This window comes from Enterococcus avium ATCC 14025 (genome assembly GCF_000406965.1).
Lineage (GTDB): Bacteria > Bacillota > Bacilli > Lactobacillales > Enterococcaceae > Enterococcus_A > Enterococcus_A avium.
In genome coordinates this window covers 1-15,907 of sequence record NZ_KE136358.1, presented here as the reverse complement: position 1 = coordinate 15,907, position 15,907 = coordinate 1, and the positions used below count along the sequence as shown (strand labels likewise).

Annotated in this window: 14 protein-coding genes and 1 pseudogene; all 15 read left to right on the top strand. The window is 39.2% G+C overall.

Annotated elements, in window-relative coordinates:
• Nucleotides 1–104: 104 nt before the first annotated feature.
• The 15 genes and pseudogenes from OMU_RS06360 to ltrA (OMU_RS06295) all read left to right on the top strand — a co-directional run bounded on the left by OMU_RS06360 (nt 105) and on the right by ltrA (OMU_RS06295) (nt 15,830).
• On the top strand, nt 105–584 hold the full coding sequence (locus OMU_RS06360; protein WP_034876970.1) for a MaoC family dehydratase: 480 nt from the start codon (nt 105–107) through the stop codon (nt 582–584).
• Nucleotides 577–1,260: a Bax inhibitor-1/YccA family protein gene (locus OMU_RS06355; RefSeq protein WP_016179144.1), complete on the top strand. Its 684-nt coding sequence runs from the start codon at nt 577–579 to the stop codon at nt 1,258–1,260. Before OMU_RS06360 ends, OMU_RS06355 begins: the two co-directional genes overlap by 8 nt.
• Nucleotides 1,261–1,438: 178 nt before the next feature.
• Nucleotides 1,439–4,078: a DNA polymerase I gene (gene polA, locus OMU_RS06350; RefSeq protein WP_016179143.1), complete on the top strand. Its 2,640-nt coding sequence runs from the start codon at nt 1,439–1,441 to the stop codon at nt 4,076–4,078.
• 48 nt (nt 4,079–4,126) lie between these two features.
• Nucleotides 4,127–4,960 (top strand): DNA-formamidopyrimidine glycosylase, encoded by an 834-nt coding sequence (mutM, locus tag OMU_RS06345; protein WP_016179142.1) that lies wholly within the window; start codon nt 4,127–4,129, stop codon nt 4,958–4,960.
• A gap of 3 nt (nt 4,961–4,963) precedes the next feature.
• Nucleotides 4,964–5,563, top strand: a complete 600-nt coding sequence (gene coaE, locus OMU_RS06340) for a dephospho-CoA kinase (RefSeq protein WP_016179141.1) — start codon at nt 4,964–4,966, stop codon at nt 5,561–5,563.
• A 183-nt stretch (nt 5,564–5,746) separates the two neighbouring features.
• Nucleotides 5,747–6,220: a transcriptional regulator NrdR gene (gene nrdR, locus OMU_RS06335; RefSeq protein ID WP_016179140.1), complete on the top strand. Its 474-nt coding sequence runs from the start codon at nt 5,747–5,749 to the stop codon at nt 6,218–6,220.
• Between the two features lie 11 nt (nt 6,221–6,231).
• Nucleotides 6,232–7,545, top strand: coding sequence for a DnaD domain protein (locus OMU_RS06330; RefSeq protein WP_016179139.1), 1,314 nt, complete (start codon nt 6,232–6,234; stop codon nt 7,543–7,545).
• On the top strand, nt 7,545–8,471 hold the full coding sequence (gene dnaI, locus OMU_RS06325; protein ID WP_016179138.1) for a primosomal protein DnaI: 927 nt from the start codon (nt 7,545–7,547) through the stop codon (nt 8,469–8,471). The genes OMU_RS06330 and dnaI overlap by 1 nt, the downstream gene beginning before the upstream one ends.
• Before the next feature lie 118 nt (nt 8,472–8,589).
• Complete coding sequence (locus OMU_RS06320) at nt 8,590–9,303, top strand: tRNA (adenine(22)-N(1))-methyltransferase (RefSeq protein WP_016179137.1); 714 nt, start codon at nt 8,590–8,592, stop codon at nt 9,301–9,303.
• A complete protein-coding gene (locus OMU_RS06315; protein WP_034876975.1) occupies nt 9,284–10,405 on the top strand; it encodes a Nif3-like dinuclear metal center hexameric protein in 1,122 nt (373 codons plus the stop codon). The genes OMU_RS06320 and OMU_RS06315 overlap by 20 nt, the downstream gene beginning before the upstream one ends.
• 23 nt (nt 10,406–10,428) lie before the next feature.
• Nucleotides 10,429–11,658 carry a peptidase T gene (gene pepT, locus OMU_RS06310; protein WP_016179135.1) on the top strand — a complete coding sequence of 410 codons (1,230 nt, stop codon included), beginning with the start codon at nt 10,429–10,431 and terminating at the stop codon, nt 11,656–11,658.
• A 102-nt stretch (nt 11,659–11,760) separates the two neighbouring features.
• Nucleotides 11,761–12,795 carry a lysylphosphatidylglycerol synthase transmembrane domain-containing protein gene (locus OMU_RS06305; RefSeq protein ID WP_016179134.1) on the top strand — a complete coding sequence of 345 codons (1,035 nt, stop codon included), beginning with the start codon at nt 11,761–11,763 and terminating at the stop codon, nt 12,793–12,795.
• A gap of 455 nt (nt 12,796–13,250) precedes the next feature.
• A pseudogene (gene ltrA, locus OMU_RS06300) lies at nt 13,251–14,045 on the top strand (group II intron reverse transcriptase/maturase); the annotation flags it as partial.
• Between the two features lie 349 nt (nt 14,046–14,394).
• A complete protein-coding gene (locus OMU_RS23885; protein WP_016178252.1) occupies nt 14,395–14,517 on the top strand; it encodes a hypothetical protein in 123 nt (40 codons plus the stop codon).
• Between the two features lie 68 nt (nt 14,518–14,585).
• The gene (gene ltrA / locus OMU_RS06295) at nt 14,586–15,830 is read left to right on the top strand and encodes a group II intron reverse transcriptase/maturase (protein ID WP_016178253.1); all 1,245 of its coding nucleotides are present in this window, start codon (nt 14,586–14,588) and stop codon (nt 15,828–15,830) included.
• The last annotated feature ends 77 nt before the right edge of the window (nt 15,831–15,907 follow it).

The window sequence follows — 15,907 nt, the reverse complement described above, 5'->3', positions numbered from 1 at the left end:
TTCACGGGTTTATTTATTGCATAAATCTTTATACTTGAATATGTACAAACTTGTGTTTTGTTTGCTTTCTGATAAAATAATGAATAGAACAAATGACGGAGGGAATGAATTTGTATAATATGAAGGCTCGGAAAATAGGCAAAACGATTGACGAAATTGAGGAAGGTGACTCGTTATCGTTAACGGAATCGATCGAAGATAATCAGATTCTTTTATATTTAGGTTTGACAAATGATGCAAATCCTTTGTACATCCAACATGACTATGTAAAAGAAACTGAATACGAACAGCCACTTGTACCCTCGATTATGTTAATGGGCATCATTACGAGTGCGATTTCTAAACATTTACCAGGACCGGGTTCTCACGTAGTGAATTTTTCAATTAATTTTATTGATCCAGTTTTTCACTATGAAACACTAACCTTTGAGTTTGAAGTAATCAAAGTAGATAAAATGAAAGATGTCGTTACTATTTCCGTTGAAGCGGTAGAAGCAACGGATAACGAAGAAAAACGCATTTTGGATGCTGTGGTAATGGTGAAACCGCCACAAGCACAATTAGGAGATGAGATAAATGAATAATCAAGAAGCACGCGTTTATGGTTTAAATCGGTTCTATGGAAAAATCTATGCATTCTTGGCATTGGGCATTGGAATCAGTGCGGTGATTTCCTATATGACTTTAGGGCCGTGGGCGTATCAAATGGGCAGTTTTATTCAGAATTTCCCACTAGGCTTTTGGGGAATCTGGATCGCTGAAATTGCCTTAGTGGTTTTTCTTGGTATTAAAGCACAGAAAAATCCTACATTAGCAATTAGTGGATTTATTGTATATTCTGCCTTGAATGGCTTAACACTGGCTGTCACCTTAGCAATGTATGATCTAGGGACTGTGACACAAGCATTTGTTACAGCCTCAGCGACGTTTCTAGTAATGTCACTTGTGGGTTCTTTTACTAAACGTGATTTATCTGGAATTGGTCGAGCAGCTTTAAGTTGCTTGTTGGGGATTATCATTGCGATGCTGTTAAATGTTTTTGTTTTACACAGCGGTGCCGTAGATTTCTTTATTTCTATTTTAATGGTAGTAATAATGTCCGGGATTACAGCTTATGATAATCAAATGATTCGTAAAATCTATCTTGGAACAAATGGTGAAGTTGGAAATGGCGTTGCGGTCTTTATGGCCTTGCAGTTGTATCTAGATTTCATTAATCTGTTTATTTCATTCTTACGAATTTTTGGAAGTAGTAAATAGAGGCGAGCAATCGTCTCTTTTTTTTGGACTAGTGAATATTGAAAACAAAATAGCTTCATTCTTTTCTTTTCAACGAATACTTTGTTAAAATGAATCGTGAAGGATTGAAAGTCTCGTTCATTAATTTTTATAGAACATTTCTAAAAAAATCCCTGAATAGGAAATAGGAGTCGAAGAGATGAGTGAAAAGAAATTATTATTAGTTGACGGAAACAGTGTAGCGTTCCGTGCTTTTTTTGCCTTGCATAATTCGTTGGAGCGCTTTAAAAATAAAAATGGCCTACATACGAATGCGATCTATGCATTCAACAATATGTTTGAAAACGTGATGGAGCGTGAAAAACCTACCCATGTATTAGTTGCTTTTGATGCCGGCAACACGACATTTCGGACAGCTATGTATTCTGAATATAAGGGTGGTCGTTCAAAGACTCCTGGTGAATTTCGCGAGCAAATGCCTTACTTACGTGAATTATTAGTTGGTCTCGGCGTGAAACATTATGAGTTGGACAATTACGAAGCGGATGACATTATTGGAACTTTGGCCCATCAAGCAGCGGATGAAGGCTATGATGTCGTTGTTTTATCTGGAGACCGCGATTTAACGCAATTAGCGACAGATAAGATTAAAGTGGATATTACAGTTAAAGGTGTTAGTGAAATCGAATCTTACACTCCGGAACATGTTGCCGAAAAATATGACGGGTTAACGCCAAATCAAATCATCGACATGAAAGGACTTGCCGGAGATACCTCGGATAATTACCCAGGCGTAACAAAAGTCGGAGAAAAAACGGCAATCAAATTATTGAAGCAGTTTGGCAGTGTTGAAGGTGTTTACGAAAGTATTGATGAACTAAAGAAAAGTAAAATGAAAGAAAATTTGATTAATGATAAGGATCAAGCATTTTTATCTAAGGAATTGGCTACAATCAAATTAGATGCACCAGTTGAAATTTCCATTGATGAATTAGTTTATAACGGAAAAGATTTGGATAAGCTTATTCCTTTCTTTAAGGAGATGGATTTCAAAGGCTTTTTAAATAAATTGAACGTGGAAGAAGAGGAAGTTGAGTTAGAGGACATCAAATTCGAAGTTGTCACGGAGTTTAACGAAAAGATGTTTGATGCCGATGCCGCCTTATATGTTGAAATGCTAGAGGACAATTATCATTTATCAGATATCGTGGGTGTCGCTTGGGGCACTGGAGATAAAATTTATGTAACAAATGAATTGGCTTTGTTTGAAAATGAGGCATTTAAGAAATGGCTTGAAACAGCAAATGGTAAGAAGGTTTATGACGCTAAGCGTACTTATGTGGCATTGAATCGCTATATTACAAAAACCGAGGGAATCAACTTTGATGTTTTATTAGCTGCGTATTTATTAGATACGAATGATAACAGTAACGATATCGCGGGTGTGGCACAGTATTATGGTTATACAGAAATTCAAACGGATGACCAGATTTATGGAAAAGGAGCCAAAAAAGGGTTGCCTGAAGATGATGAAATTTTCTTTGGACATTTAGCTCGTAAAATTAAGGCAATTCATTTCCTGAATGATAAGCTAGAGAAAGAATTGGAAGAGAAGAAACAAGATAAGCTGTTTTACCAAATGGAACTGCCCCTTTCTCGTATTTTAGCAGAAATGGAAATTGCCGGAATTACGGTTAATGCACAAACGTTACAGGCTATGCGGGGAGAATTCTCGAAACGTTTGCAAGAAATCGAAGAAAAAATTTATCAAGAAGCTGGTGAAGAGTTCAATATCAATTCACCAAAACAATTGGGCGTGATCTTGTTTGAAAAAATGAATTTGCCAGTTATTAAGAAAACAAAAACAGGTTATTCGACAGCGGTAGATGTTTTAGAACAGCTGCGTGAACAGGCCCCAATCGTTGAACATATTTTAAATTATCGTCAAATTGCAAAAATCCAATCAACCTATGTTGAAGGATTATTAAAAGTGATTCAAGGGGATAATAAGATTCATACACGCTATATTCAGACCTTGACCCAAACCGGCCGATTAAGTTCGGTTGATCCAAACTTGCAAAATATTCCAATTAGATTAGAAGAAGGACGAAAGATTCGTCAGGCTTTTGTTCCTCGTGATGAAGACTGGGTAATCTATTCTTCTGACTATTCTCAAATTGAATTGCGTGTTTTAGCACATATTTCTGGGGATGAGCATTTGAAGCAGGCGTTTCGTGATGGTATGGATATTCACACTAGTACCGCGATGCGTGTCTTCAATGTTACTGAAGATGAAGTGACGCCGAATATGCGTCGAAATGCCAAAGCAGTAAACTTCGGAATTGTGTATGGTATTTCTGATTATGGGCTATCACAAAATCTGGGAATTACGCGCAAGGCCGCACAAGAATATATCGATACGTATTTTGAAAATTATCCAGACGTAAAACGTTATATGGAAGAAAGCGTACGTGAGGCTAAAGATAAGGGCTATGCTGCCACACTTTATAATCGACGACGCTATTTACCAGATATTAATGCGCGAAACTTCAATCTTCGTTCATTTGCAGAGCGAACAGCCATAAATACGCCAATTCAAGGAAGTGCAGCAGATATCTTAAAACTTGCAATGATTGAGATGGCAAAACGTTTGAAGGAGGAAAAACTACAGGCGACGATGCTGTTGCAAGTACACGATGAGCTTGTTTTCGAAGTTCCAGAAAGTGAATTGGAACAATTAGACAAATTAGTCAAAGAAGTGATGGAGAACACTGTTCAGTTAGATGTCCCGTTGTTAACCGACAGTAATTGGGGCAAAACGTGGTATGAAGCAAAATAAAAAGAAGCTGGGAGAAATTCCAGCTTTTTGATTTAGGAGTGAAGTAAAATGCCAGAATTGCCAGAAGTAGAGACTGTCAGAAAAGGTTTGGTCTCTTTGGTTAAGAATAAAACGATTGCGAAAGTTGATGTTTATTGGCCGCGCATTATTGAATTTCCCGAGATCGATATTTTTCAGCAGCAATTGATCGGTGAAACAATAGAAACAGTGGATCGACGTGGAAAGTACTTGATCTTTGAATTTACACATTACGAGATGGTTTCACATTTACGGATGGAAGGAAAGTATGAATTTTTTGATCAGCCGACTGCGTTAGACAAACACAGCCATGTTCGTTTCATTTTTACTGATGGTTCTGAGTTAATTTATCATGACGTACGTAAATTTGGTCGAATGGCTCTATTGAAAAAAGGAACGGCGAAAGAGTATAAAGGTTTGACGCGGTTAGGCCCTGAGCCGACAGATGCGGATTTTGACTTAGCTGATTTTAAAGTTAAATTGAAAAAGGCTTCCACCATGATCAAGCCTCTATTACTAAATCAAAAAATCGTGGCAGGCTTAGGAAACATCTATGTTGATGAAGTCCTCTGGTTAGCGAAGATTCATCCTGAACAACCGGCGAATACGTTGAGTTCTCAAAGTGCTCGCCAGTTGCGTGAAGCGATTATCGAGGTGATCGGAAAAGCGAAAGAGGCAGGCGGAACGACCATTCGAACCTATTTAAATGCGCTTGGAGAGGCTGGACATTTCCAACAAGAATTGCACGTCTACGGACAAACTGGTGAACCGTGTTCGCGTTGTGGCACACCAATTATCAAAATCAAAGTAGCGCAAAGAGGGACACACCTTTGTCCTCATTGCCAAAAACTAAAGAAGGTGTAGAATTTGAGCTTTGTATTAGGTGTTACTGGTGGTATCGCTAGTGGAAAATCAACGGTTGTAGATTTTTTTAAGGCAGAAGGATTTCCAGTTGTTGATGGAGACATTATTGCTCGGGAAGTCGTAGAGCCGGGTACTGAAGGACTGATGGCTTTAGAGAAAGTTTTTGGTAAAACAATTTTGCAAAACGATGGTAGTTTGGACCGCAAAAAATTGGGAACTTTAATCTTTCAAAATGAGCAAAAAAGACATCTGTTAAACAAAACACTTGATCCATTTATTCGTGATGAAATAAAAAAACAAACACTAGAGGCAAAAAAAGGAAGTCACTTGGTGATTGTTGATATCCCACTCTTATTCGAAGGACATTACGAATCAATGATGGATGAAGTGGCAACAGTTTATGTTACACCAGACATCCAATTGGAACGCCTGATGGCAAGAAATAATCTTTCTGAAGAAGAAGCTTTAAAACGCATTAATAGCCAGCTTCCGTTAGAGGAAAAGAAAAAAAGAGCGGATTTCGTATTTGATAATTGCAATTCACAAGAAACAACGCGTCAAGAGGTTCTTAAATGGTTAGAAAGAAAAAAATTTGTTTCTTAAAGAATTCAGCGTCGTAGCTTTACGACGCTTTTTTTAGTGGGCTGGTTATGGTAAACTCATGTTATATAAACAAAAAAGTTTTCTTTCAAACCTGTTTTTGTTTTTGAGAAATTATTCTATATAACAAAAAGATATTCATACAAAGTGAGTCATTCTAATTAATAAGAAAGTGCGGGTGAAATTATGCGTTGTCCAAGATGTAATCATAATAATTCACGAGTAATTGATAGTCGACAAACAGATGACGGGCGAGCGATCCGCCGTCGAAGAGAATGCGAGAGCTGCGGGTTTCGTTTTACGACCTTTGAGCGTATTGAGGCAGCTCCTTTATTAGTTGTTAAACGAAATGGGGATCGCGAAGAGTTCAGTCGTGATAAAATTTTACGCGGGTTGATTCGCTCTGCAGAAAAACGTCCAGTAGCTATGGAACAGATGGAACAGATCGTGGATCATGTAGAAAATCGTGTTCGCAGTATGGGAGAAAATGAAATTCCTACGAGTCAAATCGGCGAATTTGTCATGGAGGATTTAATGGAAGTGGACGAGATCGCCTATATTCGTTTTGCGAGTGTTTATCGACAGTTTAAAGACATGTCTGTATTCTTGAAGGAATTGCAGGAAATCGTTGACAAAGCAAAGTCAACAGATGATGAGTAGGAGGCTTTTTAGTGGCAGAAGAACTAAAACCCAGCACCTTTTACACGGTCTACGGTGAGCCACAACTTGATCAAAGCAAACAGGATGCGTTGCTTTATTTATATCAGCCGATTATCGGCAGTAACGCATTAAGCTTATATTTAACTTTTGTTAGCGATGTTAGCATAGAGGGTAAGAGTGCCAGCCTCATGCATACGGATTTATTAGCTGCAGTGGATACTGGACTGATGAATCTGGTGAAAGCGCGAGAACAATTAGAAGGCATTGGTTTGTTAGAAACGTTTCAAAAAACAGATAATGAAATTGGCATGAGTTTGCTCTATCAGCTTCACCCTCCATTGATTCCAGAGAAATTTTTTCAAGATCCTTTGATGGCTTATTTACTGATGGACAAGGTAGGAAAACGACGTTATGAACGTTTAGTTGAGCGCTTCAAGCCGAAAACCTTTGAAAAAGGTGAAGTCAAGAATATTACCAAACGTTTTCGTGAAGTTTATCGTTTCGATGATAAAGCTTTTGCCAGCCAAAGTGAAAGTTTAGAACAAACACAAGAGGCTTTTTCTACCCAAACAGATTTTGATTGGTCATTGTTTACGCAACAGCTTAAACGCTTTAATTTGTTTTTGAGTTATGATGATCGTGAAAAGCTGCAAACCTTTCAAACTTTGTATGGCTTGAATGAATTGGATTTAGCAGAGTATGTAGCGAAGGCAAGTGCTGGTGAAAAAAACGGGTTGAATTTTAGCTATTTACGTCAGCTGATCAACAAGGAAAAACGTCCCAACGTATCTGCTGAGCCTAAAGAAACGATGATCGATAGCTCTGCCAATAACGGAAGTTTTTCTCCGCAGGAATTAGAGGTCATTGCTCAAAGCAAAAAAATTGCGCCAGTAACATTTTTACGAGCGATTAAACGCGAAAAAGGCGGATTTGAGACAAATACGGAAGTTCGATTGCTAGAAGAATTGATTAGTCGCAATTTGTTACCGAAAAGCGTCATCAATATAATCATCAATTATATTTTGGTCATTCAAAACCAAGCGGTAATCAATGCGAACTATTTGAATGCTATCGCAAATGATTGGGCACAGAAAAAAATTATCAGTCCTGAAGCGGCAATCGCCCATGTACGTGAGAACAATCAAAAACTGGTTCGCAAACCTCAGACCAGTCGTCCAGCTTATCAAAAACGCGGAGCGGGTCGTAAAGAAGCGTTGCCAGAGCACATCAAACAGCCACCTAAAGAGACCAAATTAACACCGGAAAAAGAAGCAGAATTGAACCGTAAATTAGCGGAATATTTAAGTAAAGAAGGTGACGATTAATGGAAGATGTAGGAAAAGAGTTGAATCGCATCATTAAAAGCCGTGGGGTCGATGGTCGTTACCGCCAAATGATGGAAGAAGTTTTGGCCGATCCAGATGTTCGTCAGTTTATCGAAGAGCACAAAGAAAAGCTGACACAAGAGGATATCGAAAAATCCTTTGCGAAATTATATGAGTTTGTTCAAGAAAAGAAAAAATATTTAGCTTCTGATCCAACTATGATTGCACCGGGTTATGAACCGCAATTGAGTTTAAACTTTCACTTTATTGATGTGACCTATGTACCGACAGATGAGCTGTTGCGTATGAAGCGTGAAGAGGAAATCCGCAATCGCGTGAATTCGCTAGATATGCCCAAAGATATTCGCAAGGCCTCGATTCGCACCTTTGAGGTTACCTCTGGGCGTAGTGAAGCATTGGAGGCTTCTCTGGATTTCATTAATCAATATGAGGCAGCACCAAAAATGTTTCATAAAGCCTTGTTTTTAGTGGGGGATTTTGGTGTAGGGAAAACCTACTTGTTAGGAGCTGTTGCCCATGAACTAGCAGTTAAGGGTTTCGAAACCACACTTTTACATTTTCCAACATTTGCTGGAGAAATGAAACAAGCGATCTCCAATGACAAAGTAGGTCCAAAACTAGATGAAGTAAAACGGGCACCAATCTTAATGATTGATGATATCGGTGCAGACTCCATGAGCGCTTGGATTCGCGATGAAGTGCTAGGAGTGATCTTGCAGCATCGAATGCAGGAGCAATTACCGACCTTTTTCTCATCTAATTTCAATATGGATCAATTGGAGCAACATTTATCCGTTACACAACGAGGCGATGAGGAACCTTTGAAAGCAAAGCGGATTATGGAGCGTGTTCGTTATTTAAGTAGAGAAATCTGGGTAATCGGTGAAAATCGCCGAAACGGTTAAAAAAACAAAAATATCCTTAGAAAAAGGCAAACGCCCTATTAAAAAGCGCTATCATTTAGCTCTTTTTAGGGGGCGCTTTTTTTAAGGAGTGTTATAATTACTTTTAGGATGTGAAAAAATGAACGCGAAAGATTTATCGATTCGTTTACAAAAAGCGGCAGAATTTGTGCCGCAAGATGCACGTTTAGCAGATATAGGTTCAGATCACGCGTATCTGCCCGTCGCTTTAATGCTGCAAAACAAGATATCTTATAGTATTGCAGGAGAGGTCGTAGTAGGCCCGTATGAGTCAGCTAAAAGGCAAGCAGCAAAAAATGGTTTAGAGAACAAAATTGATGTTCGGTTAGCGGATGGACTTGAAGCAGTTGAATTGAATGATCAGATTTCAGCCATCACTATTTGCGGAATGGGCGGTGTCTTGATCCGCGATATTTTACAACGTGGGAAAGAAAAAGCGCGCCTATCCGGTAAAGAGCGCTTGATTCTACAACCAAATGTTGGAGAGCGTCAATTACGTCAATGGCTAGTAGCTGAAGGCTATACGATCACAGAGGAAGCCATCATTGAAGAAAATCAGAAAGTTTATGAGCTGATTGTTGCTGATAAAGATTTAGTGCAGCCGGATTATACTGCCAAAGAACTATTCTTTGGACCAGTTTTACTGAAAGAAAAAGCTCCTGTTTTTATCAAAAAATGGCAGCACAAACTAAGCAAAATGGAAAAAATCTTAACTAGTTTACACCAAAGTGATCAAGATGTTACCGAAAAAATCCGCGAGGTTATACTGGAAATTGAATGGATCAAGGAGGTACTTGAAGATGCAGGGAAGTGAATTTATCCAGCGTTTTAATCAATATTGTCCCGAATGGTTGGCTGAAGAAGGCGATCCTGTCGGCCTTCATATTGGTACTTTAAATAAAGAAGTCAATCGAATCATGATGAGTTTAGATGTTCGACCAGCAGTTGTCGATGAAGCGATTGAGAAAAAAATTGATCTGTTAATTGTGAAGCATCCACCGATTTTTCGTCCTGTTTCTCGTTTAACGACTGACGATATTCAAACAAAGATGTATGCGGATTTGATCAAACATGATATCGCGGTTTTTGCGGCGCACACGAATATGGATATCATTGAAAATGGATTGAATGATTGGTTTTGTGAAGCATTAGCTGTTTTTGATACGGATTATTTAATTCACACCCATACGGTATCCATGAAAAAACTGGCAGTTTACGTTCCTCAAGAGGCCGCAAAAAAAATGCGCCAAGCATTGGCTGAAGCTGGTGCAGGAGAACAGGGAAATTATCAAGCGACTTCATTTACCATTAATGGAACAGGGCGTTTTACGCCAAATGCAGAAGCAAATCCGACAATCGGCGCGGCGAATGTTGCTGAACAGGTCCAAGAAAGTAAAATTGAAGTGCTGTTTCCTGAGACACGGCAAACGGAGGTAGTTCAAGCGATGCTTGCTGCTCATCCATATGAAGAACCTGCTTATGATATTTATCAAATTGATAATTTGGCAGAAAAGTATGGAATTGGTCGAGTCGGCGAATTAAAGGAAGCGATGCCGACAGAAGACTTCATTGAAAAAGTGAAAAATACGTTTGATTTGGAAGGCTTACGTGTGGTTTATCCTCATAAGACAAAGAAAACAATTAAACGCGTAGCAATTTGCGGCGGCAGCGGAGAAAAATTTTATCGTGAGGCCGTAGCAGCAAAGGCGGATGTTTATATTACTGGAGATGTTTACTATCATACCGCTCATGACATGCAAGAAACAGGAATGTTGGTAATTGATCCAGGACACTATATTGAGTCGCTATGTAAAGAAAAACTGGTAGACTTATTTAACCAATGGAAAAATGAAGAGGACTGGAAGGTTGAATTTTTTGTATCTGAGACTTCCACAAATCCTTTTTCATTTAAATAAATAGCATTAAAGGAGAGAGTAAGATGTACGAAAATTTATTACCGCGTTTTTTAAAGTATGTAAAGACAGAAACTCGTTCTGATGCGACAAGCACCACAACACCCTCAACTCAAACACAGGTAGCCTTTGCTAAAGAGCTGATGAAGGAATTAGAAGAGATCGGTATGCAGGAGATTACCTACAACGAAAATAACGGCTATGTGATCGCCACTTTGCCAAGCAACCTTGACAAAGAAGCGCGGACTATCGGTTTTATCTCTCACATGGATACAGCAGATTTCAACGCAGAAGGAGTCAACCCTCAAATCGTTGAAAATTATGATGGTGAATCTACTATTAAGTTAGATGCTGACGTAAAATATACATTAAATGTAAAAGATTTTCCGAATTTGAAAAACTACGTCGGACAAACATTAATCACTACTGATGGATCAACACTACTGGGTTCTGATGATAAATCTGGGATTGCTGAAATTATGACAGCGATGGAGTATTTGATTAATCACCCTGAAATCAAACATGGTGAAGTACGTGTCGGCTTTGGTCCCGATGAAGAAATCGGTATCGGTGCGGATAAATTCGATGTGAAACAGTTCAACACAGATTTCGCCTATACTATGGATGGTGGTCCAATTGGCGAATTGCAATATGAAACATTTAGCGCTGCTCAAGCAGAAATCACGATGCATGGGAAAAACGTTCATCCAGGGACAGCTAAAAACACGATGATTAATGCGTTACAAATGGCAATTGATTTCCATAACCAACTACCAGAAGGCGATCGACCAGAAAAAACAGATGGACGTGAAGGTTTCTTCCATTTATTAGCTTTAGATGGAAATGTGGAAGAAGCGAAAATGACCTATATTATTCGTGACCATGACCGTGATAAATTTGAAGAACGTAAACAAATGATTACAGATCTACAAGCAAAAATGAATAGCCAATTTGATCAAGAACGTGTGGAAATCAACATGTATGATCAATACTACAACATGGGTGAAATCATTGAAAAAGACATGAGTGTCATTGATCTTGCTAAGGGTGCGATGGAAGAGGTTGATGTGAAACCAATCATTGAACCAATCCGTGGCGGGACAGACGGTTCTAAAATCTCATTTATGGGTATTCCTACGCCAAATATTTTTGCTGGTGCTGAAAATATGCATGGTCGCTTTGAATTTGTCTCATTACAGACGATGGAAAAAGCAGTTGACGTAATTGTAAAGATTATTGAAAATAATGCTAAATAATAATTTTTCTGAAAAAGCTTTGAGAAAACTTGAAGCTTTTTCTTTTTTTGCTCATTCGCATGTGGTAGGCTATAGCAATAAAGAAAAAAATGAGGCAAAAAAATGAACTTATCAATCAATCGTAAATTGATTCTAAATATCCTTATATTTATAGTAATGATCGGCGTTATTATCTTCGTTATTCGTGACTCTCTAAGTGATATTTTCACCGAACTGGGTAGAACTTCTTTACCGGTCCTTTTAGGTGTGACAGGACTCGGTTTAATTAGTCAAGTAATCGAAGGGTACACGATTAAAAATATTGCGGGTGAATTCAACCCAGAATTTACCATTCGAGACGGATTCTTTGCATCCGCATATGCAACTTTCTATCGTGTTATCACATTCGGTACAGGATCAATTGTATCTGAGGTTATTTACTATCATAAAAAGGATCTGAGATATTCTGAAGGAACGGGCACGAGTGCCTTGAGAATGGTCACCTATAAAATCGCCTTAATGGTTTGGGCGCTGGTCTTTTTAATTGTGAAAAGCGATGCGATTCAAGAACATATCTCAAACGGGATCTTTTTAGTGCTTGCTGGAATTTTGGTAACATTACTAATTATTTCGAGTTTATTGGTATTAAGTCTTAATATCAATGCACAGGTAGTATTAGTAATCATTTGCAACCGCTTGTTCAAACGAAAAAAATTAAGAGATATCGTTGATCAGGTGAATAATCAAGTTTATTCTTTACGTGGTGCTATCAAATCATTCATCCGTGATCGTCGTTCTGTTATTCGAGTATTTTGCTCAAATATGGCAAAATTAGTTGTTTGGTATTCGTTACCCTATTTCATATTGGTTCAAGATTATCCTGATATTGATCTTTGGCTGACAGTGGCTTTTATCAGCTTCACGGTGATTATTGGTGGTGTTTTGCCAGCGCCAGGGGGAATCGGCGGCTTTGAGTTTGTTTATGTTTTATTATTTCGAAATGTTGTTGGAAGAGTAGATGCCGTGTCTTCATTGCTATTATATCGTTACGCGACATACTTGCTGCCGTTCTTGATAGGGATGATTTATGTACTATTCAAAAAGCAGCGACAAATCAATCATGAAATCAAAGAAGCTAAAAAGGAAGTTAACGAATAAGCGTTAACTTCCTTTTTGGTGTGCGCCCTGCATGGGTGAAAACTTGGTGGTGAAAGTCCACTACAGGCTTGGCAGTAGGAACTGTTAGCGAAAGACAAGGTGGCAATCGTGAGGTTGTGGCTGAAGGAAGTCGGACGCAAACTCCTGAACTGACGAACAGAAACTAGATACAAGGCTGAATTAGGTCGGATAAGTCTTCATCACAAGACAAAGTCCAATACTGCCCGAAACCTATACAGTAAATCTAGCAGTTACATAGGAGGAAAGTTTTCACTCTTACCGGGGGAGATCTCATGAGGGTGTTGTGGGCGTTGAATGAAAACAAACCAGCACAACGATCATGGCGACATGATGGTGAATCATGAGAAGTCAGCCGAGGTCATAGTAGTAACGACACTGACCGTTACGAAGGACTGAACAATAAGAATCTTGAATAATTTAGGAGGTGTGAGAAGATGCGACGACCGCAGAAAACAAGAAAACTTGGCTATCATCAAAGAGCTAGTGTGGAACACGAAGGGTATGATGAAGTGCGCAGCACTTCTTGCGGTGAACAGAGGAAACAAGATGGTGTAGAAAATCTGTTTGGGAGAATTCTAGAGCGGAATAATCTCAATCAAGCGTATCTTCAAGTAGTCAGAAATAAAGGGGCGGCTGGTGCAGATGGGATGACCGTCGATCAACTGCTTCCTTACTTGAAAGAGCACCGCGAGGAATTACTATCCAATTTACGCCAAGGGAACTATAAACCTCAGCCTGTTTTGCGAGTAGAAATACCGAAACCAAACGGCGGTGTAAGAAAACTAGGAATTCCCACGGTTATTGATCGTATGCTTCAACAGGCAATCAATCAAGTGTTACAACCGCTATTTGAACCAGAATTCTCAGATAATAGTTATGGGTTTCGCCCAAATCGCAGCGCACATGACGCAGTGAAGAAAGCAAAATCTTATTATGAACAAGGTTACCGATATGTGGTGGACATTGATATGAAAGCCTACTTTGACACCGTAAATCACGATAAGCTGATGTATTTCATTGAGCGGAAAGTAAAGGACAAACAAGTCCTAAAACTGATCCGTCAATACTTAATGAGTGGTGTAATGGAAAATGGACTCATCACAACAACGGAAGAAGGAACGCCCCAAGGAGGCAATCTCTCTCCCCTGTTAAGTAACATCTACCTGAACGAATTTGATCAAGTGCTAGAAAATCTAGGACATAAATTTGTTCGATACGCCGATGACTGTGCGCCATGAAAGTGTGCGTGAATAGATAAACTATTCAAAGCAGCTATGCTGTATAGATGATGGCAGACGGCCTGCCGAAACCGCCATACAGGTGGAGGTTTCAAACCACCTTAAGGTGCTGTAGTCAAAAGCTATGGTATTGAGCGTTAAGGAAAAGGCAACCAAGAGTTGTCAGGTGTGTGTTATGGAGATGAGTGACCATACGAACCACCCACAGAAGTGTCGAAAGCGTATAAATTCCGTCAAAACTGGGTATAGTCGTTGACCTAGGATGAGCTTGGAGGAAACCTGTTTACTGATCAGGCGGCGGGCGGCATAAAGGTGGCATGAACATAACATAGGCGTCTATATGGAACGTGGGAACCCACGGGCTGATGTCAAGGGAGTATTTCAAGCGGAAGCCCCGCAAGAAAAGAGTACCGATGCAGTCATGGGGGCAGATTGGGTTGTAGTAGTGAAGAAGCTCTTGTAACGAGAGTGGAGCGAAGAACCTGAGTTATCCAGTTTCAAGGATAAGTCAACTTTAAGGAGGAGGAACTTATGCAAGAAACAAAGTCATACAATATTTCAAAACAAGCAGTTTACCAAGCATTTCTAAAAGTAAAAGCCAATAAAGGAACTTTTGGAGTAGATGAAGAATCAATTGAGGCTTATGAATATAAGCTGAAAGATAATCTATACAAACTGTGGAATCGATTATCATCGGGAAGTTATTTCCCAAAACCGGTAAAGGCAGTATCCATTCCTAAAAAGAGTGGTGGGCTGAGAGTACTTGGGATTCCAACAGTTGAAGATAGGATTGCACAGATGGTAGCGAAGATGTATTTTGAACCTGTAGTAGAACGATTGTTTTATGAGGATTCTTATGGCTATCGGCCGAATAAGTCGGCAATCCAGGCAATAGAGAAAACAAGAGTTAGATGCTGGAAAAGAGATTGGGTACTGGAATTTGATATTAAAGGACTATTTGACAATATCAGACATGACTATCTAATTGAAATGGTAAAAAGGTACACTCAAGAGAAGTGGATTATCCTATATGTGGAAAGATGGTTAAAAGCACCTTTCCAGAGGGAAGATGGTTCGACTGTTTCGAGAAAAGCCGGGACACCGCAAGGTGGTGTAATCAGTCCAGTTCTAGCGAACTTGTTTCTTCATTATACGTTTGATGACTTCATGGAAAAAGAATTTCCTAATATACAGTGGGCTAGATATGCCGATGATGGTATTACTCATTGTGTATCCCTAAAGCAAGCGAAATATCTGAAGAAAAGATTGGAAGAACGGTTTAGAATCTTTGGTTTGGAGTTACATCCTGATAAGACAAAGATTGTTTACTGCAGAGATAGTGATAGGATGGGGAACTATCCGATAACGACATTCGATTTCCTGGGCTTTACGTTTAGACCTAGAGGCGCCAAGAATAAATATGGAAAATGCTTCACAAATTTTCTTCCGGCTGTATCAGATAAAGCGAAAAAGGCGATTCGCAAAGAGGTAAGGAATTGGCGATTACAATTAAAAGCGGACAAAAAGCTAGAGGATTTAGCGAATATGTTCAATAGTAAAATTCAAGGATGGATGAACTATTACATGAAATTCTATAAATCAGAAATGTACAGTCTACTGCGCTACATCAACCAATGTCTCGTGAAGTGGGTTCGTCGTAAATATAAAAAGCGACAAGCACGAAGAAAAGCGGAACATTGGTTAGGGGAAATCGCCAAGCGAGAAAGAAATTTATTCGCGCATTGGAAAATTGGAATATTACCATCGGCTGGATAATGGGAGCCGGATGAGCTGAGAGGTTCACGTCCGGTTCTGAGAGGGCCTAAGGGGGAGGTTCCCTTGGGCTACTTACT

What these genes read in the sequence shown, in the direction of transcription:
- OMU_RS06360 (WP_034876970.1), top strand. Translation starts at nt 105, where the DNA reads ATGAATTTGTATAATATGAAGGCTCGGAAAATAGGCAAAACGATTGAC.
- OMU_RS06355 (WP_016179144.1), top strand. Translation starts at nt 577, where the DNA reads ATGAATAATCAAGAAGCACGCGTTTATGGTTTAAATCGGTTCTATGGA.
- polA (WP_016179143.1), top strand. Translation starts at nt 1,439, where the DNA reads ATGAGTGAAAAGAAATTATTATTAGTTGACGGAAACAGTGTAGCGTTC.
- mutM (WP_016179142.1), top strand. Translation starts at nt 4,127, where the DNA reads ATGCCAGAATTGCCAGAAGTAGAGACTGTCAGAAAAGGTTTGGTCTCT.
- nrdR (WP_016179140.1), top strand. Translation starts at nt 5,747, where the DNA reads ATGCGTTGTCCAAGATGTAATCATAATAATTCACGAGTAATTGATAGT.
- dnaI (WP_016179138.1), top strand. Translation starts at nt 7,545, where the DNA reads ATGGAAGATGTAGGAAAAGAGTTGAATCGCATCATTAAAAGCCGTGGG.
- OMU_RS06320 (WP_016179137.1), top strand. Translation starts at nt 8,590, where the DNA reads ATGAACGCGAAAGATTTATCGATTCGTTTACAAAAAGCGGCAGAATTT.
- pepT (WP_016179135.1), top strand. Translation starts at nt 10,429, where the DNA reads ATGTACGAAAATTTATTACCGCGTTTTTTAAAGTATGTAAAGACAGAA.
- OMU_RS06305 (WP_016179134.1), top strand. Translation starts at nt 11,761, where the DNA reads ATGAACTTATCAATCAATCGTAAATTGATTCTAAATATCCTTATATTT.
- OMU_RS23885 (WP_016178252.1), top strand. Translation starts at nt 14,395, where the DNA reads ATGGAACGTGGGAACCCACGGGCTGATGTCAAGGGAGTATTTCAAGCG.
- ltrA (WP_016178253.1), top strand. Translation starts at nt 14,586, where the DNA reads ATGCAAGAAACAAAGTCATACAATATTTCAAAACAAGCAGTTTACCAA.